General features: G+C 59.0%; 28 protein-coding genes and 1 tRNA gene. 14 read left to right on the forward strand and 15 right to left on the reverse strand.

Annotation, left to right across the window (positions count from 1 at the left end):
• Positions 1–36 precede the first annotated feature (36 nt).
• The 6 genes from GIV35_RS04910 (at position 37) to GIV35_RS04935 (ending at position 3,387) form a co-directional block, all read left to right on the forward strand.
• Positions 37–321, forward strand: a complete 285-nt coding sequence (locus GIV35_RS04910; protein ID WP_060765032.1) for a hypothetical protein — start codon at positions 37–39, stop codon at positions 319–321.
• Positions 318–1,007, forward strand: coding sequence for a hypothetical protein (locus tag GIV35_RS04915; RefSeq protein ID WP_236264692.1), 690 nt, complete (start codon positions 318–320; stop codon positions 1,005–1,007). Before GIV35_RS04910 ends, GIV35_RS04915 begins: the two co-directional genes overlap by 4 nt.
• A 62-nt stretch (positions 1,008–1,069) precedes the next feature.
• Positions 1,070–1,828: a hypothetical protein gene (locus tag GIV35_RS27445; protein ID WP_419789730.1), complete on the forward strand. Its 759-nt coding sequence runs from the start codon at positions 1,070–1,072 to the stop codon at positions 1,826–1,828.
• A complete protein-coding gene (locus tag GIV35_RS04925) occupies positions 1,829–2,383 on the forward strand; it encodes a tail fiber assembly protein (protein WP_236264691.1) in 555 nt (184 codons plus the stop codon).
• 51 nt (positions 2,384–2,434) lie between these two features.
• Positions 2,435–2,860, forward strand: a complete 426-nt coding sequence (locus GIV35_RS04930) for a cell wall hydrolase (protein WP_236264690.1) — start codon at positions 2,435–2,437, stop codon at positions 2,858–2,860.
• Positions 2,860–3,387 carry a lysis system i-spanin subunit Rz gene (locus tag GIV35_RS04935; RefSeq protein ID WP_236264689.1) on the forward strand — a complete coding sequence of 176 codons (528 nt, stop codon included), beginning with the start codon at positions 2,860–2,862 and terminating at the stop codon, positions 3,385–3,387. The genes GIV35_RS04930 and GIV35_RS04935 overlap by 1 nt, the downstream gene beginning before the upstream one ends.
• A gap of 326 nt (positions 3,388–3,713) precedes the next feature.
• Here the strand turns inward: GIV35_RS04935 and GIV35_RS04940 are convergent, their stop codons facing one another.
• The gene (locus GIV35_RS04940; RefSeq protein ID WP_236264688.1) at positions 3,714–4,394 is read right to left on the reverse strand and encodes an SOS response-associated peptidase family protein; all 681 of its coding nucleotides are present in this window, start codon (positions 4,392–4,394) and stop codon (positions 3,714–3,716) included.
• 101 nt (positions 4,395–4,495) lie between these two features.
• Between GIV35_RS04940 and GIV35_RS04945 the strand changes: the two genes are divergently transcribed.
• A complete protein-coding gene (locus tag GIV35_RS04945) occupies positions 4,496–4,921 on the forward strand; it encodes a LexA family protein (protein ID WP_034135895.1) in 426 nt (141 codons plus the stop codon).
• The gene (gene umuC / locus GIV35_RS04950) at positions 4,914–6,188 is read left to right on the forward strand and encodes a translesion error-prone DNA polymerase V subunit UmuC (RefSeq protein WP_236264687.1); all 1,275 of its coding nucleotides are present in this window, start codon (positions 4,914–4,916) and stop codon (positions 6,186–6,188) included. The genes GIV35_RS04945 and umuC overlap by 8 nt, the downstream gene beginning before the upstream one ends.
• Positions 6,189–6,191: 3 nt before the next feature.
• Here umuC and GIV35_RS04955 read toward each other — a convergent pair whose 3' ends face one another.
• Positions 6,192–6,401 carry a hypothetical protein gene (locus tag GIV35_RS04955; protein WP_034135893.1) on the reverse strand — a complete coding sequence of 70 codons (210 nt, stop codon included), beginning with the start codon at positions 6,399–6,401 and terminating at the stop codon, positions 6,192–6,194.
• A 163-nt stretch (positions 6,402–6,564) separates the two neighbouring features.
• A tRNA-Leu gene (locus tag GIV35_RS04960) sits at positions 6,565–6,651 on the reverse strand.
• Between the two features lie 224 nt (positions 6,652–6,875).
• Here GIV35_RS04960 and GIV35_RS04965 point away from each other — a divergent pair.
• Positions 6,876–7,352 (forward strand): hypothetical protein, encoded by a 477-nt coding sequence (locus GIV35_RS04965; RefSeq protein ID WP_213153062.1) that lies wholly within the window; start codon positions 6,876–6,878, stop codon positions 7,350–7,352.
• Between the two features lie 137 nt (positions 7,353–7,489).
• Here the strand turns inward: GIV35_RS04965 and GIV35_RS04970 are convergent, their stop codons facing one another.
• Positions 7,490–8,017 (reverse strand): DinB family protein, encoded by a 528-nt coding sequence (locus GIV35_RS04970; RefSeq protein ID WP_236264686.1) that lies wholly within the window; start codon positions 8,015–8,017, stop codon positions 7,490–7,492.
• A 125-nt stretch (positions 8,018–8,142) separates the two neighbouring features.
• Between GIV35_RS04970 and GIV35_RS04975 the strand changes: the two genes are divergently transcribed.
• A complete protein-coding gene (locus GIV35_RS04975; RefSeq protein ID WP_236264685.1) occupies positions 8,143–8,850 on the forward strand; it encodes a tellurite resistance TerB family protein in 708 nt (235 codons plus the stop codon).
• On the opposite strand, the gene GIV35_RS04980 is transcribed toward GIV35_RS04975, so the two are convergent.
• From GIV35_RS04980 to GIV35_RS05015, 8 genes are all read right to left on the reverse strand, one after another.
• Positions 8,847–9,659: a hypothetical protein gene (locus tag GIV35_RS04980; protein WP_236264684.1), complete on the reverse strand. Its 813-nt coding sequence runs from the start codon at positions 9,657–9,659 to the stop codon at positions 8,847–8,849. The genes GIV35_RS04975 and GIV35_RS04980 overlap by 4 nt on opposite strands.
• 18 nt (positions 9,660–9,677) lie before the next feature.
• Entirely contained in the window at positions 9,678–10,025 is a 348-nt protein-coding gene (locus GIV35_RS04985; RefSeq protein WP_003191350.1) for a DUF2493 domain-containing protein, read from the reverse strand.
• A gap of 64 nt (positions 10,026–10,089) precedes the next feature.
• Positions 10,090–12,804 (reverse strand): magnesium-translocating P-type ATPase, encoded by a 2,715-nt coding sequence (gene mgtA / locus GIV35_RS04990; protein ID WP_236264683.1) that lies wholly within the window; start codon positions 12,802–12,804, stop codon positions 10,090–10,092.
• Positions 12,805–13,040: 236 nt separating this feature from the next.
• Positions 13,041–13,334, reverse strand: a complete 294-nt coding sequence (locus GIV35_RS04995) for a hypothetical protein (protein WP_236304607.1) — start codon at positions 13,332–13,334, stop codon at positions 13,041–13,043.
• 318 nt (positions 13,335–13,652) lie between these two features.
• Complete coding sequence (locus GIV35_RS05000; RefSeq protein ID WP_054897296.1) at positions 13,653–14,264, reverse strand: LysE family transporter; 612 nt, start codon at positions 14,262–14,264, stop codon at positions 13,653–13,655.
• Positions 14,265–14,473: 209 nt separating this feature from the next.
• On the reverse strand, positions 14,474–14,956 hold the full coding sequence (locus GIV35_RS05005) for an arsenate reductase ArsC (protein WP_236264681.1): 483 nt from the start codon (positions 14,954–14,956) through the stop codon (positions 14,474–14,476).
• A gap of 11 nt (positions 14,957–14,967) precedes the next feature.
• Positions 14,968–16,251 (reverse strand): arsenic transporter, encoded by a 1,284-nt coding sequence (locus GIV35_RS05010; RefSeq protein ID WP_236264680.1) that lies wholly within the window; start codon positions 16,249–16,251, stop codon positions 14,968–14,970.
• Between the two features lie 19 nt (positions 16,252–16,270).
• Positions 16,271–16,627, reverse strand: a complete 357-nt coding sequence (locus GIV35_RS05015; protein ID WP_034127507.1) for a metalloregulator ArsR/SmtB family transcription factor — start codon at positions 16,625–16,627, stop codon at positions 16,271–16,273.
• Positions 16,628–16,804: 177 nt separating this feature from the next.
• Between GIV35_RS05015 and GIV35_RS05020 the strand changes: the two genes are divergently transcribed.
• The 4 genes from GIV35_RS05020 (at position 16,805) to GIV35_RS05035 (ending at position 18,621) form a co-directional block, all read left to right on the forward strand.
• Positions 16,805–17,020, forward strand: a complete 216-nt coding sequence (locus tag GIV35_RS05020; RefSeq protein WP_003191339.1) for a hypothetical protein — start codon at positions 16,805–16,807, stop codon at positions 17,018–17,020.
• 71 nt (positions 17,021–17,091) lie between these two features.
• Positions 17,092–17,787 (forward strand): AzlC family ABC transporter permease, encoded by a 696-nt coding sequence (locus GIV35_RS05025; protein WP_073521557.1) that lies wholly within the window; start codon positions 17,092–17,094, stop codon positions 17,785–17,787.
• Positions 17,784–18,095 (forward strand): AzlD domain-containing protein, encoded by a 312-nt coding sequence (locus GIV35_RS05030; RefSeq protein WP_014718527.1) that lies wholly within the window; start codon positions 17,784–17,786, stop codon positions 18,093–18,095. Before GIV35_RS05025 ends, GIV35_RS05030 begins: the two co-directional genes overlap by 4 nt.
• A gap of 172 nt (positions 18,096–18,267) precedes the next feature.
• Complete coding sequence (locus GIV35_RS05035) at positions 18,268–18,621, forward strand: hypothetical protein (RefSeq protein ID WP_236264679.1); 354 nt, start codon at positions 18,268–18,270, stop codon at positions 18,619–18,621.
• 148 nt (positions 18,622–18,769) lie between these two features.
• Here the strand turns inward: GIV35_RS05035 and GIV35_RS05040 are convergent, their stop codons facing one another.
• The 3 genes from GIV35_RS05040 to GIV35_RS05050 all read right to left on the reverse strand — a co-directional run bounded on the left by GIV35_RS05040 (position 18,770) and on the right by GIV35_RS05050 (position 22,352).
• Positions 18,770–19,474 carry a YoaK family protein gene (locus GIV35_RS05040; RefSeq protein WP_057975835.1) on the reverse strand — a complete coding sequence of 235 codons (705 nt, stop codon included), beginning with the start codon at positions 19,472–19,474 and terminating at the stop codon, positions 18,770–18,772.
• Positions 19,475–19,543: 69 nt separating this feature from the next.
• Positions 19,544–21,178, reverse strand: a complete 1,635-nt coding sequence (locus GIV35_RS05045) for an ABC-F family ATP-binding cassette domain-containing protein (RefSeq protein ID WP_236264678.1) — start codon at positions 21,176–21,178, stop codon at positions 19,544–19,546.
• Between the two features lie 124 nt (positions 21,179–21,302).
• Positions 21,303–22,352, reverse strand: a complete 1,050-nt coding sequence (locus GIV35_RS05050) for a DNA topoisomerase IB (protein WP_236264677.1) — start codon at positions 22,350–22,352, stop codon at positions 21,303–21,305.
• Between the last annotated feature and the right edge of the window lies 1 nt (position 22,353).

The raw sequence follows: 22,353 nt of genomic DNA on the forward strand, positions 1-22,353 counted from the left end.
GGTGTAAGAACGTGGAGCGAATCAGGCGCTCTAGAAATGGACACTGATAGTTTTACCTATCAAATCCTCCACAACGGACTCTATCAAGCAACCACCGGAGGCCCCATTACCGTTTCTGTCCCCGGCTTCAGTCCAAGCAACTGCTCTGCTGTGATACTGCCGACCGAGCCGCCTGCCAATGAATATATATACAGTGCATTGCCCTACGTATCGGTCGGGGAGGGTGTCGTTAATGTATACGGAAAGCACCCTGCTGAAGCAGACAAGTCTTTGGGTACGGTGATCAAATTTAGATTGCTGGTCATGAGGTATAAAAATTGACTTTCGGATTGTCGGTGGCTAACGATGAGCGCTATATACAAATAGATTCTGAGATGCCCAGGCTTTGTGCTGTTTATAGCGGCTCGTATGCTGCAACCTCTAACTCCAATGCATATGTCAACTTTCCAGCCCCAATAACCACGCAGGAGCCTCCATGCATATTTATGCAGAATACTCCCGCCAGGCCTGATGATTTATATGCAGGGCTGGTCATAACAGGGGGGGCGGGGAACTGGACAGGCTTTGTTCTTTCGACGCGTAATATCAATGATCGGCCTTACGGTAAGTGGTTTGCAGCAGTCTTTGCTTCGCTTTCAAAGGCTCAATACGGGTTGCGAATGTGGGGGGAAGACGGGAGCGTAATTTACGACTCCGGCACCGTGCCGGTCTTATTCTCCCGAGCCAGTCACTCATGGTCGTTTCAGGGGAGAGTGATAATTAACCCTATTGCTAACGGCTATTACTGGAAGAGCTTGCTTGTAGGTCAGCTTTTGAGCGATGAATATTTTATGATTAACCCTTTTTCTCGAGGGTTAATTACACCATCGCATATTAACTGGACGCCAATTGGCGTTAGATTTAACTATAACGAGTTATGCTTGCAGGTTTTTGGTGTGACTGCTCTTGGGGCTTGGACGGATGTCGGTAACATGGCGGCAGTATATGCAAGGCTCCCTGGGACTTGATTTAAGTTACTTGATTTTCTAGATCGTGTCGCCGTCACGAAAAATTTTATTTGGAGATAAATATGCCTTGGTATAGAACGGGTACAGTTTCTTTAACATTGAATTCGAATGCCGTAGTTGGCTCCGGCACGGCCTTTCTCGCAAATAGCCGAGTGGGTGATGCATTTATAGGCCCTGATGGCGGGCAGTACGAAGTAACCAATATCGCCAGCAACACTTCGCTATCAATCACGCCGAACTATCGAAGCGCGTCTAACGGTGCTGGTGCGTATGCGCTCATGCCCGTGCAGGGATACACGAAAGATCTGGCCGACCAAGCCCGGGCGATGATTCAGCAGTGGGGGGCGACATTGGCGGGCCTTGGTACGGTCTCCACTCAAAACACTGTACCTGTAACCATGGGGGGCACCGGCGGCACCACCCCAGCTGCGGCCCGTAATAACCTTGGGTTGGGTACTGCGGCCGTGGCTTCTATCGGCTACGCGGACGGAAACGTCGCAGACGCTTACGCAACTGGCAGAACGCGGACGAGCGTAGTTCAAAGTTGGCTGACCAATGCTGTGCATGGTCTTGACCCAAATCTCTATCCGCCAGGTTCTCCGGGAATGCCGTCAGGCGGTACGGGCTACTTTTACAAGCAGATTTTTCGGCACTCTGATGGCTCTAACAGGCTAACGGTTGCCTGGCCTTATGGGCTTGCTGGCAATTCGGGCACCATCAAATTTCAGTCGATTTACGACGGTGCCACAACGCCATGGATTGAGCTTTACCACACCGGAAATACCACTCGCGCCGCTGACGGCACACTCAAGGCTATCTAAATGAAAACTCGCGCAGCAGTAAACATTCTCGGTGCTGACGGTGCCGTTATTGATGTCACCTCCCTGGGTGCTAACACTATCACCACCGAGCACCCTGGCCCTGGCCAGTACCTGGTGCACGGAACGCTTGGCATGGTTCCACCGCCAGAAGGCTGGGGTTATGTGTTGAACCAGGTCGATGCGTCTTGCTCGGTAGCCATAAATTACAACGACGGGGTGCTGGCCGTAAGCGTGGCGAAAGATGGCGAACCCGCCGACTTGGCGCACAGCATCACTCTGCATGTAGCCGTGGATTCATTGCCAGTTCAGGTGGTTCCTGAGCTAACAGCGCCTGAAGCCGACCCCATGGAGACTGCTTTCGCGGAGATCACCCGCTTGCGGTCCGTCGCAGACTATGCGATCGCGCCACTACAGGACGCCGAAGATGTCGACGAAGCCACGGACGCAGACCTCGCCGCCCTCAAGTCTTGGAAAAAATACCGTGTAGCGCTGAGCCGCGTTATTGAGCAGCCGCAGTTCCCGGATGCCATTGAATGGCCCGTAGTGCCCGCGTAACTGTCATCGGTCACCCGCCTTGAGCGGGTTTTTTATTGCCTGGAGAAAAGTATGAACGCAACCGAGAAAGACCGGGACATCCTGGCGCGCACCCTGTGGGGCGAGGCCCGCGGCGAAGGGCTGGATGGTCAAATTGCCGTCGCCTGGACCATCCGCAACCGTGTGTTCGACGGCAAGGCTAAGTCGTGGTGGGGGGAGGGCTACACCGGTGTGTGCCTGAAGCCCTGGCAGTTCAGCTGCTGGAACCAGAACGACCCGAACTACGCCTACCTGAGCGGCGCCAAGCAGATCCCGGCTGCGCAGTTTGCCCAGGCCCAGCGTGCGGCTGACCAGGTGATGTCCGACGCCGTGCCTGATCCAACTGGCGGTGCCACGCACTACTACGCAACGACAATGCCGAAGGCCCCGGCCTGGGCGGCGAAGGCCAAACAGACGCTGCGCCTGGGGCATCACGTCTTCTTCAAGGATGTGCCGTGATGACGCCGGTACAGAAGCTGATCGGCCTGGGGCTGGCAATCCTGCTGGCGCTGGCCATCGGCTTTGGCGGGGCATGGCAGGTTCAGGACTGGCGTCTGGGCAAGAAGATGGCCGAGCGTATTGCGGAGCAGGGAGCCCACCACCAGAAGGAACTGGATGCAATCACTGGCGAGGCCTGGCGTCAGCAGGCGGCCGAACAGGACAAGCGCCTGGCCTTGGAGCAGCAGCTCGCCGGCCAGGAGCAACAACACACCAAGGAGTTATCCGATGCCCAACGCAACCAGGCTCGCCTGCGTGACCAGCTTGCTACTGCTGATGTCCGGCTGTCAGTCCTCCTTGCCGAGGATCCAGCCAGTAGCTGCAACGTGCCTACCGCCCCCGGCGCCGTCGGCGTGGTTCATGCAGCCCGTCGAGCCCAACTTGACCCAGCGCATGCGCAACGAATTGTCGCCATCACCGACGACGGGGATAACGCCATAATCGCATTGCGGGCGTGCCAGGCGTACGTCAGGGCAATCACTCGCTGAACTTCGCTTAACCTCGAAAAAGTGGCAGACTCGGCCGCGGCCGGGGAGGGCCACACCTATGAAACAACTATTCGGCGTCGCTGTTCTGCTAGCCCTTGGCGGGTGCGCAAACCATCCGTTGGATTGTGCAATCGGCATTATAGCCTGGGATGACTGTTTGCCGGGGACCAAAGGATATGAGGTGCGGCAGCAGAGCTTGAAGAATCTTTCGGCAGCCCGAGCGGAAAAGAGCGCTACAGACGATGCCATGTGTCAATCCTATGGAGCCAAGCCGGGGACAGACGCATACATCAATTGCAGGGTGCAACGGGACAAGTAGGCGTTTCCTACACTGCGGGCCTTATCAATTCGGGCCCCTTGTTACGCACATTGCCCACGGCCGTGTCGACCTTGAACCACTCGAATGCCTCGGTCGGTTCGCCCTGGTGTAGCACCATCTGCTCGGCGCGCTCCTTGGGCGTGGCCGGATCTAACCATTCCCGAGCCAGGTCCGGGGTCAACACCACGGGGCGACGGTCATGGATGTCCACCATGCCCCCGGCGCTGTCGGCGGTGATGATCACGAAACCATCATGCTCGCCAGGTCCTTCATCAGCGTCCGGTAGCTGGCCAATGGCAGCGCAGAGTATCGGTGCACCATCTCTCCTACGGATGAGGTAGGGCTGTTTCTTGGGCCCGCCCTCATCGACCCACTCAAACCAGTTGTCGATAGGCGTGATCGCCCGGTGCGGCCAGATCGCCCGGAAGAACGGGCCGTGGGCGACTTTCTCCACGCGAGCATTGATCGGCGCTGCACGGTCTTTTGCCCAGTGTGGTCGCCAACCCCAGCGAACTGGATCGGCGTGTAGCAGGTCTCCCTGCAGGTGCAGCAATGCAACCGTAGTTGATGGCGCCACGTTGTACCGCTCAATCGGCTGATCGCCCACAGAGTTCGCCAGAGCATTGGGCATGCTCAGCGCTGCAACGAAGTCGTGGATTCCCCGGTACTGCGAAAGCCTTCCGCACATAGGCACCTCTCCGTCTGTCGAAATCCCCTACAGAAAAATTGACCGCAAGCCGGCCGCAAAGTTAACTGTACATTCGTACAGTATGTGTAGAAGGCTGCATCATGAGCTTTACCATTTTAGGTCCTATATCCGAAGGCGGCACGAAGCTGCCTTTCTGCTCGTTTCGTGTACCTGCTGGGTTCCCATCACCGGCAGCCGATCACATCGAGCAGCACATCTCATTGGATGAGGTCCTAAATATCAGGGCGCCGCATGTCTATCTCATCGCGATTACTGGTGAAAGTATGCAAGGGGCGGGAATTTTTGAGGGAGACTTGGCTGTTGTGGATCGGTCAATTGAGCCGGCCCACGGACACGTCGTTGTAGCTCTTTTGAACAATGATCCCGTCTGCAAGCGACTGTGCAAACGTGGGAAAGAGGTGATTCTTCTGTCGGAGAATCCGAAATACCCAGCGCGGTATGTCTTGGAGGGGGATGAGCTATCGATCTGGGGCGTGATCACCAGCACGGTGCGCAGTCATGTCTAACGCGCCGGTCTTCGCGCTGATTGACTGCAACAGTTTCTATGCGAGCTGCGAACGGGTCTTTCGTCCAGATCTGGCAAAGGTGCCTATCGTCGTACTGAGCAATAACGATGGCTGCGTCATTGCCCGCAGCTACGACGCCAAGCCGTTTATCAAGATGGGCGAGCCGTATTTTCTAATCAAACACAAGCTGAAGCAACACGGCATCATTCCCTTCTCGTCTAACTACGCGCTCTATGGCGACATGAGCGAGCGAGTGATGACTCTGATCGAATCGATGGTTCCTGCCGTTGAAATTTACAGTATCGATGAGGCGTTTGCTGACCTATCGGGTATTCCTGGGCTGGATGCTTTGGGTCGTCAAATCAGGGAGCGGGTGCTGCGCTGCACTGGCATTCCAGTGGGGGTTGGAATAGCAAGCACCAAGACCTTGGCCAAGCTGGCCAACCACACGGCAAAGCGATTGCAAGCTCAAACCGGTGGTGTAGTGAACATCACCGATCCGGTCAAGCGCGATTGGGTCCTGCGTAATACTGACGTCTGCGAAGTGTGGGGCGTGGGCCGCAAAATGAAACTCCACCTCGACGCCATGGGCATAAAGTCAGCGATGGACCTTACCAAAGCAGATCCTTGGACGCTCCGTAAGAAATTCAGCGTAGTGATCGAGAAAACAGCGCGTGAACTGGCCGGCACGTCGTGCTTGGAGCTGGACGAGCCCGACCCGCCGAAGCAGGAAATCTGCTGCAGTCGGATGTTCGGCAAGCGGCTGACTGAGCTGCCGCCGATCAAGGAGGCGGTGGCCACCTACATGATGCGAGCCTCGGAAAAGCTGCGTGCGCAGAACTCGCTTTGCAAAAAGGTCCGCGTCTGCATCCGCACAGGCATGTTCAACCCGGAGGAAGCCAAGTACGCCAACGGGGTGGTGGTAGATATGCCATACCCTACCGATGACGTGCGCCTGCTCACGAAGGCGGCGGTAGACGCGCTAGATCGGATCTTCCGGCCGGGTTTCAAATACAGCAAGGCCGAGGTAATGCTGCTCAACCTGTGCCAGCCAGGCGAATATACCGATGATCTTTTTGCAATATCGCAGCCGACCGAGGCAACCCAGGTCATGACTGTCCTTGATCAGATCAATGAACGTTGGGGAAAGGGAACGCTTCGATCTGCCAGCGTACCTACCAACCCCGACTGGGGTATGCGTCGAGAGATGATGAGCCAGAGCTATACCACTAAGCTGGACCAACTCTGGACGGTGGCCTGCAAGTAGTGCTCATTCCTCTGTCATAAGGACAGCCAGCGACATTTTGATGAATTCTTCATTGTGGCCGATTGTGAAAAGGGCGCCTCGCACATTGTCTGCCACCTCGGCGGAGCCACGTTGCTCAACCCAATTTGACAGCTCCAGGATGGACGCTTCGAGGGCAAGTTGGTTTTCGTAGAGTTTGGAAAGCAGGGAAGGGATTAGGTCTGAGTTCGGCATCGTTGTTCCTCCGTGGAGCGAACAGCGTAGCAGGCAAATTATTGAGTGGGGAGATCGTTCGGCAGGACGCCGGAGGAGGGATAATTGCGGAACAGTTATTAGAATTGCGGAACAGAAAAGATAAGGGCCTGCTCAGGTTTCCCTGGCAAGCCCTTGATATCTATGGTGCCCGAACCCGGAATCGAACCGGGACGCCCTTACGAGCGGGGGATTTTAAGTCCCATGCGTCTACCAGTTTCGCCATTCGGGCGGTAGCGCGGTGTAACAGGGTTGGGAATATATAGATCCAGCCGCTTCAGCGCAACCTCCCAGCCGGTTTTCCCGCATAAAGATGCGCAGAAAAAAAACGTGGCAGATCAGTGATCTACATGGCCTTTGTGCCAAGTTCTGATGAACGCTTGCAACCCAGGAACAAGCCCCATAAATGACAGTCATAGCGATATGCCATTTCGGCATTTCGCAGGGAGTCGTTTGATGCTCAGTATCCGTAAGCAGGCTTGGATCATGGCCGCAGGTGTAGCGGGGTTGTTGGGCACTGGCGCGTTCAGCTCGGCGCAGGCGGGGAGTGCGGTGCAGTGGGGCGAATTTAGTGCGTCGTCTTCAGACAAGTTGACGGCCGGCTCGATGGACGTGGGCGGTGCCTATGTGTTGAAGCCGTCGGGTGTTTCCGTGGGGGATGTCGAGGCGCTGCAAGCTGGGCAAAAACAGAGTCAAAGCGAACTGCAAAGCTTGAAAAGCAAAGTAGAGGGGCAGGAGCGTGCGTTTGATGAGTTCAAGCGCAAGGACGGTTCGAGTGCCAGCAGCAGTGATAGCCAGCTGTCGAGTCTCAAGCGTACGGTGGATGAGCAGAAGAGCACGATAGAGCGGCAGAAAAGCGAGATCGACGGTCTCAAGCGCAGCCTGGATGATGTGAAGCGCAGTGTGGAAACCTTGAGCAACAAGGTGAAGTGACAGCACTGATGCTGTGGGCAATATAGGGCAACTGTGGGAGCTGGCTTGCCTGCGATGGCGATGTGTCAGTCACAGGTATTGAACCTGTTACACCGCCATCGCAGGCAAGCCAGCTCCCACATTGATCGTGTCTGTATCTAGTCAATCAGTGCCAGCAAGTCGGTGACTCCCACATCCACACCCGCCTGGCTCAGCAGTGTCGTCACCTGGCCGCGATGGTGAGTCTGGTGGTTGAAAAAGTGCACCAGCAAACCGAAGAAGGGTTTCTCGGCGGCCACGCCGCGCATGTTGTGATAGCGCAGGCGTTGGTCGAGGTGGGGCTCGTGCAGGCTGTGGGCCCAATCGATGATGAGTTGATCCAGCCAGGCGCGATGGGCCGCTAGTTCTGCAAGGCTGGCGAATGCCAGTTGCTTGAGGTCGCCGGGCGTGGCAACCCCGTTCAGCGGCGCCAAGGCCGCAAAGTTGGCCGGGTGTTCGGCGAAGCGCTTGAGCCAGACGGTGTCACCCAGCATCAGGTGGTTCAAGGTGCCGAAGATCGAACCGAAAAACGCTTGGCGGTCCAGGGTCAACTGCGCGTGTGTCAGGGCGGCGGCGGCGTCGTAGACCTTGCGGTTCATCCATTGGTTGTAGGTGGCCATCAACGCAATATGCTCGATGCGGTTCACCGCGGTTCTCCCTTCTTGGCGTGATGGCGCCATCATAAAGCTTGCCCGCCCGACGGTCATGGTGTTCCATCGCGGGAGGACTATGTTTGATCAAAGCCACTATTGCGCCCCGGGAGGGCGACACCATGAATACCAGCGATCTACTGGAACAACTGTTGCGGGCAGGACAGCAAGGCGGCGGCGCGTCGGGCGGCGGCCTGGGCGGGTTGCTTGGAGGGTTGTTGAAGGGCGCGGGAACAGGCAATGCAACTTCGGCTGGCGGCGGTTTGGGTGGTTTACTCGGTGGCTTGGGTGGCCTGGGTGGCTTGTTGGGCGGTGCTCCTGCAGGTGGTACTACCCAGGCGCGTAGCGGCGGTGGGATGAACTACGCGGCGCTGGCGTCCCTGGGAATGGCGGCCTTCCAGGCATACCAGGCCTGGCAACGCCAACAGGCTTCGGCACCGCAGCAAGCTATCCAGACCGTTGACCAGCTTGAAGGGCCTGAAGCCGAAGCCCATAGCCACGGCGTACTGCGTGCGTTGATCGCGGCGGCCAAGGCCGATGGCAAAATCGATGCGCAAGAGCAGCAGATGATTTCTGCCGAGATCGGCCGTCATACCGACGACCCACAACTGCAGCAGTGGCTCGACGCCGAAGTCGCCAAGCCCCTGGATGCCGCCGATTTTGCCGAGTATGCCAATGACCCCGCACTTGCTTCGGAGATTTACCTGGCGAGCGTGATGCTGGTCAATGATCAGCAGGACGCCGAGCGCAATTACCTCGACGACCTGGCCGGTCAGTTGCAAATCGATCCGCAGTTGCAGCTGCATCTGGAGCAACAGGCCAAAGCCTAGAACCTCAGCGTCGCCCCAGTGGTCAGCCACTGGGCGCGATCGCCAATCTGGCTGCGCCCGACCAGCAGGTCCACGTCAACAAATTCACCAATGTGCAAACGCGGCCCGGCCTGCCAGGCCTGTTCGCCGCCTTCCTGGCCATAACGCTCGCCAATCAGCGTGAGCTTCTCTGCCAACTGATATTCGAACCCCGTGCCCCAGGTCAGGCGATGTTGTTGATCACCGTCGTTGTAGGCGTGGCTCCAGCCGGCGTTCAGGTTCAGGCGCAAGGGATCCAGAGGTTGCCAGGTCAGGGGGATGTTCAGGTCTGCGCCGTCAAACCCGTGATGGCGGTCCAGCGCGACATGCGCCCCGACAGCAACCGCCAGTTCCAAGCCCAAGTCTTGCCGTGACAGCACCTGCACCTTGGCTTGCGGGCTGATCTGCGTCTCGCCTTTGCCTGCATCCACGGCCCGTGACAACGCGGCGCCCCATTGCACGGCTGGCATGGCGCTGAACGTGCAGGCGGGCGACAAGGTGCCGTTATGGGTACTGCCCGCGTGCCGCTGGGCGCTGTACCAGGCGTCGACATTGCATTCACCCGGCGCGTTGATCGTGCCGTCGTCAACCACATAAGCGCCGCCTGCGGCTTGCGCTTTTGACATCAACGCGGCCACCAGGACAAGGCCCAGGGTCACGCCGATAAAGATCAGATTGCGCTGCAATGCACGGCGCTTTGCTGGCGGCAGTAACAGCAGGGTGTGGCGAGAGTGGCGAGCGCGATATTTGGCAAACCCGTCGCGGCGTGCCGGCGTGTTTTTTTTGTGCATGATGCACCTCGCTTGAGTTCAGCTTTCTACGGTCAGCACCGAAATGCCGCTGGCTTTGGCCTGGCAAACCAGCTCCGAGGTATCGTCACCGCCCGGCAGGGCAATGATCAGATCGGGGCGGCTGTCGGCCAGCATGAAGTGATTGCGCTGGCGTTCCGCCTGTTTGCCATGGCGCTGCCAATTGGGTGGATAACGCACCACGTCGATACCGATTTCCCGCGCCCATTCCTCGATCTCACTGCCCAGGAACTGGTTGCCGCCGTGGATCAGTACCTGCACCGGGCGCAGGCGGTGGTAAGCGTCCAGCACATGGCGGGACTTTTTGGTGTCGGCGTAATGACGACCTGCACAGATCAACACGCGCATAAGCAAATCCTTGTATTGCACGCTGGCGACCGGGCGGCCGCCAGCGTTTGAACGGCGGGGAGGGTCAGTACCACTGCTTGAAGCGGCGGATGTAGATCGTCTTCATAAGTTGGGCGACGCAGCAGTAAGCCAGCAAGGTGCCTACCAGCCAAGGGAAGTAGGCCATCGGCAGCGGTTGCAGGCCCACCAGGGTGCCCAGTGGCGAGAACGGTACGTAGATGCCCAGGGCGATCACGATGCAGGTCATCATCAACACCGGCCAGGCGGCCGTGCTCTGGAAGAACGGGATCTTGCGGGTGCGCAGCATATGCACCACCAGGGTTTGCGAAAGCAGCCCCTCGATAAACCAGCCGGACTGGAACAGCGTCTGCATTTCCACACTGTTGGCCGAGAACACGTACCACATCAGCGCAAAGGTGGTGATGTCGAAGATTGACGAGGTCGGCCCGATCCAGATCATGAAGCGGCCGATGTTTTTCGCATCCCACTTGCGCGGCTTGGCCAGGTATTCCTTGTCCATCTTGTCCCACGGCAGGGCCAGTTGGGAGATGTCGTACATCAGGTTCTGCAGCAGCAGGTGGATCGCCAGCATCGGCATGAACGGGATGAACGCACTGGCCACCAGCACCGAGAACACATTGCCGAAGTTGGAGCTGGCAGTCATGTTCAGGTACTTCATGATATTGCCGAAGGTTTCGCGGCCCTTGAGCACGCCTTCTTCCAGCACCATCAGGCTCTTTTCCAGCAGGATGATGTCGGCCGATTCCTTGGCGATGTCGGTGCCGCTGTCCACCGAAATACCCACATCGGCATCCCGCAGCGCCGGTGCATCGTTGATGCCGTCACCGAGGAAGCCGACGGTGTGGCCGTTGGTTTGCAGGGCCTTGAGCACGCGGGATTTTTGCAGCGGCGTGAGCTTGGCGAATACCGTGCGCTCTTCTACGCGGCGCAGCAGGGTGGCGTCGTCCATGGCTTCGATTTCCACGCCCAGCAGCGGCTGGCCGGGTTCCAGGCCAACCTGGCGGCAGATCTTGCTGGTGACCACGGCGTTGTCGCCGGTCAACACCTTGATCGCCACGCCAATCTGTTGCAGCGCCGCAATGGCCGGGCCTGCGGTTTCCTTCGGTGGGTCCAGGAACGTCAGGAAGCCCTGGATCATCAGGTTGCGTTCGTCGCTGGTGGTGTACTGCTGGCGTGCCAGCGCTTTAGGAATATTGCGGGTCGCTACCACCAGCACGCGGAAACCGTCTTCGTTGTAATCATTGGCGAGCGCCAGTAGCGCCTCACGACGGCGGTCATCCAGGGGCAAGGCTTCGCCGGCTTCCATGACATGGGTAGAAATGCTCAGCATCTCTTCCACCGCGCCCTTGCATACCAGCAACTGGTCACCGGCGGCATCCTTGACCACTATCGACAGGCGACGACGGACAAAGTCGAACGGCAATTCATCGACCTTGCTGTAGGCAAACGGCACCTGGAACTTGGGGTTCTGTTCCGAGAACTGCACCACCGCCTGGTCCATCAGGTTTTTCATGCCGCTCTGGTGAAAGCTGTTGAGCCAGGCCAGGGACAGCACGGCGTCATCGCGCTGGCCAAAGGCATTGACGTGATGCTCGAGGATGATCTTGTCCTGGGTGAGGGTGCCGGTCTTGTCAGTGCACAGCACATCCATCGAGCCGAAGTTCTGGATCGCATTGAGGCGCTTGACCACCACTTTGCGCTTGGCCATGGCCGTAGCCCCCTTGGCCAGGTTGGCGCTGACGATCATCGGCAGCATTTCCGGGGTAAGGCCGACGGCTACCGCCAGGGCAAACAGGAAGGCATCGCCCCAATCGCCCTTGGAGAAGCCATTGAGGAAAAACACGATGGGTACCATCACCAGCATGAAGCGGATCAGCAGCCAGCTGACACTGTTCACGCCCCGGTCGAAGGCGGTTTGCACCCGCGAGCCGACAATCGCCTTGGCCAGGGAGCCAAAGTAAGTGCGCGGCCCTGTTGCCACCACCACTGCTTTGGCGCGGCCGCTGACCACGTTGGTGCCCATGAAGCAGATGTTCGGCAGGTCCAGCAGGTTGCCCTGGTCGGCGGCCAGCGTAGAGGCGGACTTTTGCGTGACATCGCCCAGGGTGTCGTACTTCTCCACCGGCAAGGCTTCACCGGTCAGCACGGCCTGGCTGATAAACAGGTCGCGGGACTCGATCAGGCGGATATCGGCGGGGATCATGTCGCCGGCGGACAACTGCACGATATCGCCGGCCACCAGGTCGCGCATCGGCACTTCGCGCAAGACCGGCTGTGCGCCAACTTGCTCGCGGCGCAGCACGGTGGCAGTGGTGCGTACCATGGCCTTGAGGGCCTCGGCGGATTTGGCCGAGCGATGTTCCTGCCAGAAACGCAACAGGCTGCTGAGCAACACCATGGTCATGATGATGATGACTTTGGTCAGGTCGACTTCTTCACCTGCCTGAAGTGGCAACCAATAGTCGGTGACAAAGCTGATACCGCCCAGGGTCAACAGCACGTAGATGAATGGGTTGTTCAGTGCCTGCAGGAACTGGACGATAGCGTGTGGCGGCTTGTCATGGGCCACTTCGTTATAGCCTTCACGTTGCAGGCGCGCCGAGGCGTCCAGTTCGGTCAGGCCGTCCTGGGTGGCGCGTACATTGGCGAGGGTGGCCGCCAGGCCGTTGTGGGCTTCGCGGGCGGCACGCATCGACAGCCTGGTGTCGGGGGCGGTGCCATTTTTCTTGTGCAGAGGCGTGTTTTTTACGGCGCTCATTGTCTGTACTCCTGTCGCCAATTCTCGACAAAACATACCCTCTACTTACCTGCAGACAGGCGAGCGAAAGCATGCCGAGCCGCGGACTTCGCGATCGGTTTAAATAAAGTATTCACATAACTTCTGAAGGGCCCGCTAACAGCGAGTTAGTTAACTAGCGTGCAGCAGGCTACTACTGGACGTGTTCATAAAGAACTCCAGGGTCATCAATAAGAAAGTTGCTGTTTCCAGCGAGGTCAGGCGGCGCGAGTACTCAGGTAGAAACCGAGCATCAAGCGCGCTTGCGCCAGGCAGGAAACCTGGGGTCTCTGCGGGTCTTGAGGGTCGGCATGATCCCAGTGCTGCACCAGGTGGCCGCTTTCAGGGCAGATACGCCAGTGCGCCAGCGGCGGGGCTGGGCGCACTTGAGGGGAGGGTGTGACAAAGGTCGAGCGGGTTGGCGAAAAGCCCGCCGGCGCTCGGCACAGCTTGGCGCGCAGGGCTGCAACCAGTGTGCGCGTATCAGGCAAAGCAAGGAGTTGGAAGGTCATAACACACCTCGGGACCGGACGGGCGACCGGTGAGGCAGTTACGGTGGAGCATCAAGCTCTAGCGCAGCTTACCGGACCTGGAACGCGAGTCCTGTCATATTCTGGGTTTGGCGCCCGATGCCCGCAAAGGCGGTGCTCGGACAGCGACTAGATACTGTGTCCATTGGCTTCTTTTGTGAGGTTTAAAAAAGGCCCCAGTTGCGGGCACGGGCAATCTACTCAGGGCGTCACAGAATGTCAACGCATGATTAATTAAATTAGCCCGTGTTCAGAGTTTGTTCAGACAAGAGGCGCGCGTAAGTTGTGGGTTGAATAACTTCATACACCTTGCGCGGCGAGGAGTGCCAGATAGATCAATACTAAACCGCAGGCCGCATAACTCACACGCTGCCAAGTCGGTGATGCGTTCTTGCGTAGCAGGTTCACCAAGGCGGCGGTAAGAAAACACGAGAGTACCGACGCCAGCATGAAGCCGGCAAAAAACATCAGGGTCTGCCCGTGACTGGGGGTGGTGCCGACAATCCCCGACAGTGCGCTGCCCAAGGCGCCCCAGTAGACGATGTTTTTCGGATTAGCCAAGGAAATCGCCGCGCCCACCGCCAACGCATTTTTGCCTGAGCTGGCAGGGGCATTGTCCATTGCCGGTAACTGCCAGGCATCAATCAGGCTGCGAATGCCCAGCCAGGCCAGGTAGAGCGCACAGACGATTGTGAGTGGAACCCGCACTGCATCATGCTGGATCAGCAGTGCGATACCGGTGAGGCCAATCACGGCCCAGACGGCATCGCCCACCAGTGAGCCGAACTGCACCAGCAACGCCGGCGTGAAGCCATGGAGCAAGCCGCGGCGCAGAGTCTCTGCCAGCACGGCGCCGGGGGAAAGGCAAAATACAAAACCGAATACCAGCGCATAGACAAAGATCGACAGCATGCTCAGTTCCTTTCGAGAAAGTGCCAGAGCATACGTCAGTCCGAGAGAGGGATACCACGCCCTCTGTAGGAACGCTCGCGTTGGCTGCGTATCAGCCACTGAATCTTCAACTGAATCACCGCTATCGCAGGCAAGCCAGCTCCCACACTGGCCGTGTATTGGCCACAGAATCAGCGCCCGGCACAGATCCCTGTGGGAGCAGCTTGCTCCTACAAAGGCTGCGGCGTTGAGGCAATGCGGTGGAGTTCAGCCTTCAATTCATCCGGCGATAGACGTGCAAAGGGCAGCGCAAAAAACGCCTCGCAGCGTGCGGAGATAATGTCGAGGGTGGCCTTGAATGCTGCCTCTACTTGCGCCTCGTCACCCTGCACTTCGGAAGGGTCCTCCAGGCCCCAATGCGTCTTCACCGCTGGGCCGAAATATACGGGGCACGCTTCACCGGCTGCTTTATCGCACACGGTGATGACCACATCAGGCGGACTGTCTTGAAAGGCGTCATTGCCCTTGCTGTACAAACCTTCGATGCTGATGCCCGCTGCCTCCAGCGTGCTCAGGCTACGGGGCAACACCTGGCCCTTGGGAAAACTGCCCGAGCTGATCGCCTCGAATCCCTCCGGCGCCAGGTGATTGAACATCGCTTCGGACAAGATGCTGCGACAGCTGTTGGCGGTACACATGAACAGCACTTTCATTGCAGTCTCCTTTAGATGCTCAGGCGCAAGGCGAGGGCGGCGAGGGTGATCAGCAGCACGGGCAGGGTCAGCACGATCCCGACCTTGAAGTAGTAACCCCAGGTGATGGTGATGCCTTTGCGTGCCAGGATATGCAACCACAACAAGGTGGCCAGGCTGCCGATGGGGGTGATTTTCGGGCCCAGGTCGCTGCCGATCACATTGGCGTAGATCATCGCGTCCTTGACCACGCCCACGGCATGGCTGGACTCGATGGACAACGCGCCAATCAGCACGGTCGGCAGGTTATTCATGGCTGACGAGAGCAGCGCGGTCAGCACCCCGGTGCCCATGGCCGCGCCCCACACACCATAGGTGGCGAAGGTGTCAAGCCAGGTGGCCAGGTAGTCGGTCAGGCCGGCGTTACGCAGGCCATAGACCACCAAGTACATGCCCAGGGAAAAAATCACGATCTGCCACGGGGCTTCCTTGAGGACTTTACGCGTGGAAATCTGATGACCTTTGGCTGCAATCACCAGCAGCAGTACCGCACAGAACGCGGAGATCGTACTGATGGGAATGCCCAATGGTTCCAGGGCGAAACAGCCGACCAGCAGAATACCGAGTACCCACCAGCCGGCACGAAAGGTCGCACGGTCATGGATGGCACTGGCGGGATCTTCCAGGTCGGACGGGTTGTAGGTCTGCGGAATATCCCGGCGGAAAAACCACAGCAGTACCGCGAGCGTGGCGGCGACACTGACCAGGTTCACCGGCACCATCACCGCGGCGTATTCGTTGAAGCCAATCTTGAAATAGTCAGCCGAGACGATATTCACCAGGTTCGACACCACCAGCGGCAGGCTTGCCGTGTCGGCGATAAACCCTGCGCCCATGACGAAGGCCAGGGTCGCCGCCGGGGAAAAGCGCAAGGCCAGCAGCATCGACATCACGATAGGCGTCAGGATCAACGCCGCACCGTCGTTGGCAAACAGCGCAGATACCAGCGCACCCAGCAACACCATATAGGCAAACAACCGCCGGCCGCGGCCACGGCCCCAGCGCGCCACATGCAGCGCCGTCCAGGCGAAGAAGCCGGCTTCGTCCAGCAACAGGCTGATGATGATCAGCGCGACGAAGGTGCCGGTGGCGTTCCAGATGATCTGCCACACCGCCGGGAGGTCCGCCAGGCTGATCACCCCGCAGGCCAGCGCGAGGATCGCGCCCAGGGTAGCACTCCAGCCGACGCCCAGGCCCTTGGGTTGCCAGATGACCAGCACGATGGTGACGAGGAAAATCGCAATTGCGACAAGCATGAATAAACGCTCCGATGGCTCAGCAGCAGGTGCTGGCCCGTTGTGGTCTGTCGCCCATTGCATTCAGACGCAGTGCGTCGTCCTGCAACCATGGCTGGTTGGCTTGTAGGGTGGTGTCCAGCACCTGGGTGACCCAGGCGGGCAGTGCCGGATTGATGCGGTAGTAGATCCATTGCCCTTGACGTCGGTCCACCAGTAGCCCGCAACTGCGCAATTGCGCGAGATGGCGGGAGATTTTTGGCTGGCTGTCGTCCAAGGCATGGATCAACTCACACACGCAAAGTTCGCCCTCGCGCAGGATCAGTAAGGTCACCCGTGCACGGGTGGCATCGGCCAGGCACTTGAACAGGGTGGGAGGAGAGAAGAGGTCTGACATGGTCAAGGACTTTTCAAGTAGAGATATACGAATATACGTATTTGCATATATACAGGTCAAATCTTGTTTCAATTGATATGGATCAAAACCCTTTGAAAGCGCCACAACTGTTTGAAATTAAAATGAAACACAAATGTCCTAACGTGCCTGCCCATTGCTGATGAAGGAAGACCCCGCGTGACCCGAGCCACCCGCAACCTGCGCAAGACCCTGGATTCCGTCGCGGAAAATAACGAAACCGCGGCCTTTGACCTGATGCGCGCCGTGGAAAAACTCGGCGATGAAGTGCTGCGCCAGCGCCTGCTCAATACCATCCACCGGCTGAACCAGGATGCGTATGAATTGCGCGAAGCCCGGGATTCGGTGGAGCAGGTTTCGGTAAAGCTCGCCTGAGCAAGATCGTTCAAGACAAGCTTTCGTTCGTGCTGGCATGCTTGTCGACTGTCTGTCGATGAGCCGCTTCCATGCCCACTGCATTACCTCATTACGCCTTCACCCGCGGCGCCATCGCCGTCATTCCCTTATCCCTGGCTTGTGCGCCCTGGGGGTTGCTGGCCGGCTCCATGGCCATCGACGCGCAATTTACCCCGCTGCAAGCCCAAGGCTTGTCTGCCATTGTGTTTGCCGGTGCCGCACAACTGGTGGCCATCGGCATGGTCAAGAGCGGTGCCAGCCTGATTTCCATCGTGCTGACCACCTTGCTGCTCACATCCCAGCATCTGCTCTATGGCATGCACATGCGTCCTACGCTGTCTTCGCTCAATACCCGTTGGCGCATGAGCCTGGGGTTCTTGTTGACCGATGAATTCTTTGCCCTGGTCAACCACTACGACCGCGAGACCTTCAATCGCTGGTACGCCTTGGGCGTCGGCCTGACGTTTTACCTGATCTGGAACCTCTTCACCCTCGCCGGCATTGTGCTGGGCAAAAGCATTCCCGGCCTTGATCAATTGGGGCTGGAGTTCTCGATTGCCGCGACCTTTATCGCCTTGATCACCCCCGTGGTGCGCGACGTGCCCACGGTGGTATGCGTGGCGGTCGCGCTGTTGTGCTCGGTCTGGCTGAGTTATCTGCACTGGGAATCTGCGGTGGTTGTCTCGGGCGTGCTGGGGATGAGCGCGGGGTTTGCCTGTAAACGGCTGGGAGTGGGGCAACGATGATTTACCTGATGATTGTGGCCATGGGCCTGGTGGTGTTCTTCAACCGTTACCTGTTTATCGAGCCACGCTTGCCGGTGCGGCTCAATCGCGGTGCGCGTGAATTTCTGGGCTTCGCCGTGCCGGGCATGCTCACCGCGATCTGCGGGCCGATTATTTTCCTGGCTGACCATCGGCTTAACCTGAGCCCGAGCAACCCTTACCTGCTGGCCGGCATCTGCGCCGTGGCGTTGATGTACTGGACGCGCAGCGTGTTGACCACCGTGCTATTGAGCATGGCGCTGTTCTATCTGTTCCGTTGGTGGTTTTGATACCCAGGCAAAAAAAAGCCCGCGGGGTGGCGGGCAGAAGGGAGACTTCTAAAAAATGAGCCTGGCCACTATAGGCGGCGTGTTTGCCCTTCACAGTGAAACAAAGTTCATGGGCGCGTCAGTTGGCAGACGCACAGTGGTAGAGTCACGGTTTTTCCAAGGAAGCAATGGCATGCACAAAGTGGTAATGGGCGCATTGATACTGGCGGTACTGACCGGTTGCGCCGGTTCGAAGATGAAGGAAGCGCGGGCAGGCAGCCCCTACAAGACCCTGGCGTCAGACAAGGCCACTCTGGTCGTTGCCCAGTGCATCCAGTTCGGCTGGCAGGATGAAAGCGTGTTCGGCGTCGATGCTGGCGGCTTCAAGGAAGCGACCGAGGCGGGTGGTTTTACGGTGTACACCACCGGTGGCGATTACTTTGTCGATGTGCTCAGCACCGGCGCCGGTTCTACGGTCAATTACTATGCAGTACAGGACAATATGCCGGCCAAACGTCGCCTGGCAGCACTGGCCACTTGTCTGTAAGACGGTTGCCTTAGCCATATTCCGAAATGCCTGGCGGGACAGCCGCTGGGCATTGGCCTATGATTCACTTGCTCGTTCGACGTGATGGCTCTTTACCGGTACACGGATGTCGAGGCTTAAACGTCGAACGAGCTCCTCCACCCCAACCTCACCGGGGCATGAAACCCAAGTGCCAGCGTCGCGGAATCAACAGTGTCGCCACCCCCAAGGCCGCAGCCAACGCACCACTGACCCACAATGCGCGCAGGCCCATCTGCTGTTCCAGCAGTGCACCGATCACAGCGCCAATGAACATCCCGCCCCACGGAATCAATTGCACGCGCCAGCCATTGCGGCGCTCGCCCAATAGCCAACGGCCCAGCCCGCGACCAAAGCGTGACAGCGCTCCGGTGACGTAGGTCAGCCCCACCGGCAGCCCGTTCACTTCCTCGACGGCCGCGTTGAGCATGCCCATGGCAATGATCGCCGCGAGCAACGCGGGCAAGGTGTCGGTCGATGGCCACAACGCCGCAGCGCAGAGCAAGGCGCCGATGCACAGTAATAAGGGCAACGCATGGCGCTTGCTGAAACGGCTGACCAGCACGCCCAAGGCATTGCCGACCACGAAGGTGGTGACCAGCAATACCAGGCGCCCGGTGAGCCCCAGGTCGCCCGCACTGATGGCCACCGCCAGGCGCGTGGTGTTACCACTCATGAACGAGACGAAATCGCCGCTGGCCATAAAACCGATCGCATCGGTCATGCCCGCCAGCACCGACAGGCAGGCCACCAGCATCAAGCCCACGCGCCCGCGCCAGCGCTGACGACGGGCGAGTGTGGCATTGGTGTAAGGCTTGCGGGACGAAGGCAGCATGGGGCTGGTTTCCTCGGTGAGATTATCCGGCCACTACCGTAGGGCGCTTTGCCTGTCCGCGCAATGACCTCAGACACGCTCCAGTTGCCAGCCGGTGGCGTGCCACGTCAGATGGTGAGTCGGCTCGATCGCCTGCAAGAATGCCTCGTCGTGTGATACGGCCAACAGCGCGCCGGTAAACCCCTTCAATGCCTGCTCAAACGCTAGCACTGACTCCAGGTCCAGGTGATTGGTGGGTTCATCCAACAACAGTAGTTGCGCCGGTGTATCACGCCACAAGGCTACGGCCATCGCGGCTTTCAAGCGCTCGCCGCCGCTGAGTTGCCCTGCCGGCTGCGTAACCCGCAGCGCGTCCAACTGCAACAACGCCAGACGTGTGCGCAGTTCGGCTTCTGCCAGCGGCGTGTCGAGCAGGTTGAGTTGCTCCACAAGGCTGCGCCGGTCGTCCAGCAGCGCCAGGTGCTGATCAATGTACGCACTGGGCACCGCTACGCTGCACTCGCCACTGACCGCCTGCCAGTGGCCGCCCAGCAGTTTGAGCAAGGTCGATTTGCCGCAACCGTTCGGCCCACGCACGGCAACGCGGGCCGGGCCCGTCAGGTTGAGCGTCAGGTAGCTGACGGGTGCCAGGGGATCAAGCCAGGGCAATTGCGCCTGCTCCAGCACCAGTACCTGGCGGCCATTGGGGACGTTCGAGCCTGATAATGCGAGCAGTGTGGGCGTCTCATCCGCCACGCGCTCGTAAGCCTGGCGCACCTGGGCGTCGAGTTGGTTTTTGCACGCATGATGGGCGCTGCGCACGCTGCTGACGATCTCCTTTGCTGCGCTTTTCCAGCGCGCCTTGGTAAAACGGTCGACGTTGGCGGTCTCGGCCTGTTTACGTGCGCGTGCGGCGTGGCGCTGCAGGTCGTCGTGGTCTTTTTGCAGACGCCGCCGCTCGCGGCTGCGGGCCTGGTGTGCCTGTTCCCACGCAGCAATCGCGGCCTGCTGGTGAGTATCGCGTTGCTGGCGATAGGCATCGTAGTTGCCGCCGTAGACCTGAATGCCAAGGGGCGAAAGCTCAATGATGCGACCCATGACGTTGAGCAACTGTCGATCATGGCTGACCACCACCAGGCCACGGCGCCAATCGCGCAACACACGCAACAGCCAATCGCGCCCGGCAGCATCAAGGTGGTTACTGGGCTCATCCAGAATCAGCAACTGCGGCGCAGCCAACAACGCCCCGATCAGCGCGACCCTGGCGAGTTGGCCACCGCTGAGTTGATCGGCCGGGGTACTGGCACTGAGGGTCTGCAAACCCGCTGCATCCAGTGCCTGGCGCAGGCGCTCGGCGAGGTCCCAGCGATCGTCGATCAGTTCCAGGTCACCGAGGCGTGCATCGCCCTGGGCCATACGTGCAAGGGCAGCCAAGGCTGCGGCAGTTGCGGTGATATCGGCGATGGTTTGCCCTGGTTGAGCCGTGATGGCCTGGGGCACATAGGCAACATGGGCCGGTTTTTTCAACGTGCCGGAGGAGGGCAGCAGCACGCCGGCCATCAACTTGGCCAAGATACTTTTGCCCCGTCCATTGCGCCCGACGATACCGGTAGGCGTTTGATCAATGGACAGGTTCACGTCGGCCAGCAAGGTTTCGCCATTGGCGAACTGGAAAGACAGGTGTTGCAGGGAAACAAGTGCGGGCAGCCGTTTGACGTCAGTCATCAGCACCTCCAAAAAAATGTCGAACAGGCCAACAAGCGCGCCAGGCGGCTCGTTGCAGATACATTTTGGAAGGCTTAGATGTTCACGTCGGCGGTCATCCCGTGAGTCAGAAGGGAGGCAGAGCCTAACCCACCTTAACTTTGTGCGGCAAGTCTTCGGCCAGTTTTTCCAGGAACATCGCCAGCGCGACTTCTTCGGCTTTCAAGCCTTTGCGCACCCGCGGCTTGGGCAACTTCGACAATTCGCCGAGGCTGAAATGCTCGAGCACCGCCGGATGGATATAGCACTTGCGGCACACCGCCGGCGTATTGCCCAACTGCCGGGAGACATCCTTGACCATCGCCACCACATGCCGCTTGGCGTCGGATTCGGGCTGCCACGCCAACTCGCGCAACACTGCCAGCGCCATTGCTGTACCAGCCCAGGTGCGGTAGTCCTTGGCGGTAAAGTCTTCGCCGGTCAGGCTGTGCAGGTAGTCGTTGACGTCCTGGGAGCTGACGGTATGCCGCTCACCGTCTTCGTCGAGGTACTGGAACAGGTTTTGCCCTGGCAATTCCATGCAACGCTTGACCACCCGGGCCAGGCGCGGATCCTTGACGCTGACTTGGTGCTCCACGCCACTCTTGCCACGAAACTGGAACTGGATCTCGCTGCCCTTGATGTCCACATGGCGGTTGCGCAAGGTGGTCAGCCCGTAGGACTTGTTTTCACGGGCATATTGGGTATTGCCGACGCGGATCAGCGTGGCGTCCAGCAACATCACCACCGTGGCCAACACCTTTTCGCGGGTAAACCCCGGCTCGGCGATTTGAGCTTCGAGCTGTTTGCGCAATTTGGGCAACGCGGCGCCAAAAGCCTGCAAGCGCGAGTACTTGTCGTTGTCGCGCACCTCGCGCCAGCGTGGGTGGTAACGGTATTGCTTGCGGCCACGGGCGTCGCGGCCGGTGGCTTGCAGGTGGCCGCGAGGGTCGGCGCAGATCCACACATCGGTGTAGGCGGGCGGCACCGCCAAGGCGTTCAGACGTTTGATTTCGTTCGCGTCGGTAATGCGCTCGCCCTTGGCGTTCAGATACTGGAACTCGCCTCGCACTTTTTTACGGCGGATGCCGGGCTGGGTGTCATCCACATAATGCAGGTCGCGGGGCAGGTCGGCGGGTAACGAAGAGTCAGGCATG

This window comes from Pseudomonas sp. PA-1-6B (genome assembly GCF_021609545.1).
Classification (GTDB): domain Bacteria; phylum Pseudomonadota; class Gammaproteobacteria; order Pseudomonadales; family Pseudomonadaceae; genus Aquipseudomonas; species Aquipseudomonas fluorescens_BV.

Coding starts and splice junctions, on each gene's coding strand:
- umuC (WP_236264687.1), top strand. CDS start 4,914: ATGTCTAACGCGCCGGTCTTCGCGCTGATTGACTGCAACAGTTTCTAT.
- GIV35_RS05010 (WP_236264680.1), bottom strand. CDS start 16,251: ATGCTTGTCGCAATTGCGATTTTCCTCGTCACCATCGTGCTGGTCATC.
- GIV35_RS05000 (WP_054897296.1), bottom strand. CDS start 14,264: ATGCTGTCGATCTTTGTCTATGCGCTGGTATTCGGTTTTGTATTTTGC.
- GIV35_RS04930 (WP_236264690.1), top strand. CDS start 2,435: ATGAACGCAACCGAGAAAGACCGGGACATCCTGGCGCGCACCCTGTGG.
- GIV35_RS05025 (WP_073521557.1), top strand. CDS start 17,092: ATGCCCACTGCATTACCTCATTACGCCTTCACCCGCGGCGCCATCGCC.
- GIV35_RS05005 (WP_236264681.1), bottom strand. CDS start 14,956: ATGAAAGTGCTGTTCATGTGTACCGCCAACAGCTGTCGCAGCATCTTG.
- GIV35_RS27445 (WP_419789730.1), top strand. CDS start 1,070: ATGCCTTGGTATAGAACGGGTACAGTTTCTTTAACATTGAATTCGAAT.
- GIV35_RS05050 (WP_236264677.1), bottom strand. CDS start 22,352: ATGCCTGACTCTTCGTTACCCGCCGACCTGCCCCGCGACCTGCATTAT.
- GIV35_RS04985 (WP_003191350.1), bottom strand. CDS start 10,025: ATGCGCGTGTTGATCTGTGCAGGTCGTCATTACGCCGACACCAAAAAG.
- GIV35_RS04935 (WP_236264689.1), top strand. CDS start 2,860: ATGACGCCGGTACAGAAGCTGATCGGCCTGGGGCTGGCAATCCTGCTG.
- GIV35_RS05035 (WP_236264679.1), top strand. CDS start 18,268: ATGCACAAAGTGGTAATGGGCGCATTGATACTGGCGGTACTGACCGGT.
- mgtA (WP_236264683.1), bottom strand. CDS start 12,804: ATGAGCGCCGTAAAAAACACGCCTCTGCACAAGAAAAATGGCACCGCC.
- GIV35_RS05040 (WP_057975835.1), bottom strand. CDS start 19,474: ATGCTGCCTTCGTCCCGCAAGCCTTACACCAATGCCACACTCGCCCGT.
- GIV35_RS04955 (WP_034135893.1), bottom strand. CDS start 6,401: ATGCCGAACTCAGACCTAATCCCTTCCCTGCTTTCCAAACTCTACGAA.
- GIV35_RS04980 (WP_236264684.1), bottom strand. CDS start 9,659: ATGCACAAAAAAAACACGCCGGCACGCCGCGACGGGTTTGCCAAATAT.
- GIV35_RS04925 (WP_236264691.1), top strand. CDS start 1,829: ATGAAAACTCGCGCAGCAGTAAACATTCTCGGTGCTGACGGTGCCGTT.
- GIV35_RS05015 (WP_034127507.1), bottom strand. CDS start 16,627: ATGTCAGACCTCTTCTCTCCTCCCACCCTGTTCAAGTGCCTGGCCGAT.
- GIV35_RS04995 (WP_236304607.1), bottom strand. CDS start 13,334: ATGACCTTCCAACTCCTTGCTTTGCCTGATACGCGCACACTGGTTGCA.
- GIV35_RS05030 (WP_014718527.1), top strand. CDS start 17,784: ATGATTTACCTGATGATTGTGGCCATGGGCCTGGTGGTGTTCTTCAAC.
- GIV35_RS04940 (WP_236264688.1), bottom strand. CDS start 4,394: ATGTGCGGAAGGCTTTCGCAGTACCGGGGAATCCACGACTTCGTTGCA.
- GIV35_RS04945 (WP_034135895.1), top strand. CDS start 4,496: ATGAGCTTTACCATTTTAGGTCCTATATCCGAAGGCGGCACGAAGCTG.
- GIV35_RS04965 (WP_213153062.1), top strand. CDS start 6,876: ATGCTCAGTATCCGTAAGCAGGCTTGGATCATGGCCGCAGGTGTAGCG.
- GIV35_RS05045 (WP_236264678.1), bottom strand. CDS start 21,178: ATGACTGACGTCAAACGGCTGCCCGCACTTGTTTCCCTGCAACACCTG.
- GIV35_RS04910 (WP_060765032.1), top strand. CDS start 37: ATGGACACTGATAGTTTTACCTATCAAATCCTCCACAACGGACTCTAT.
- GIV35_RS04975 (WP_236264685.1), top strand. CDS start 8,143: ATGAATACCAGCGATCTACTGGAACAACTGTTGCGGGCAGGACAGCAA.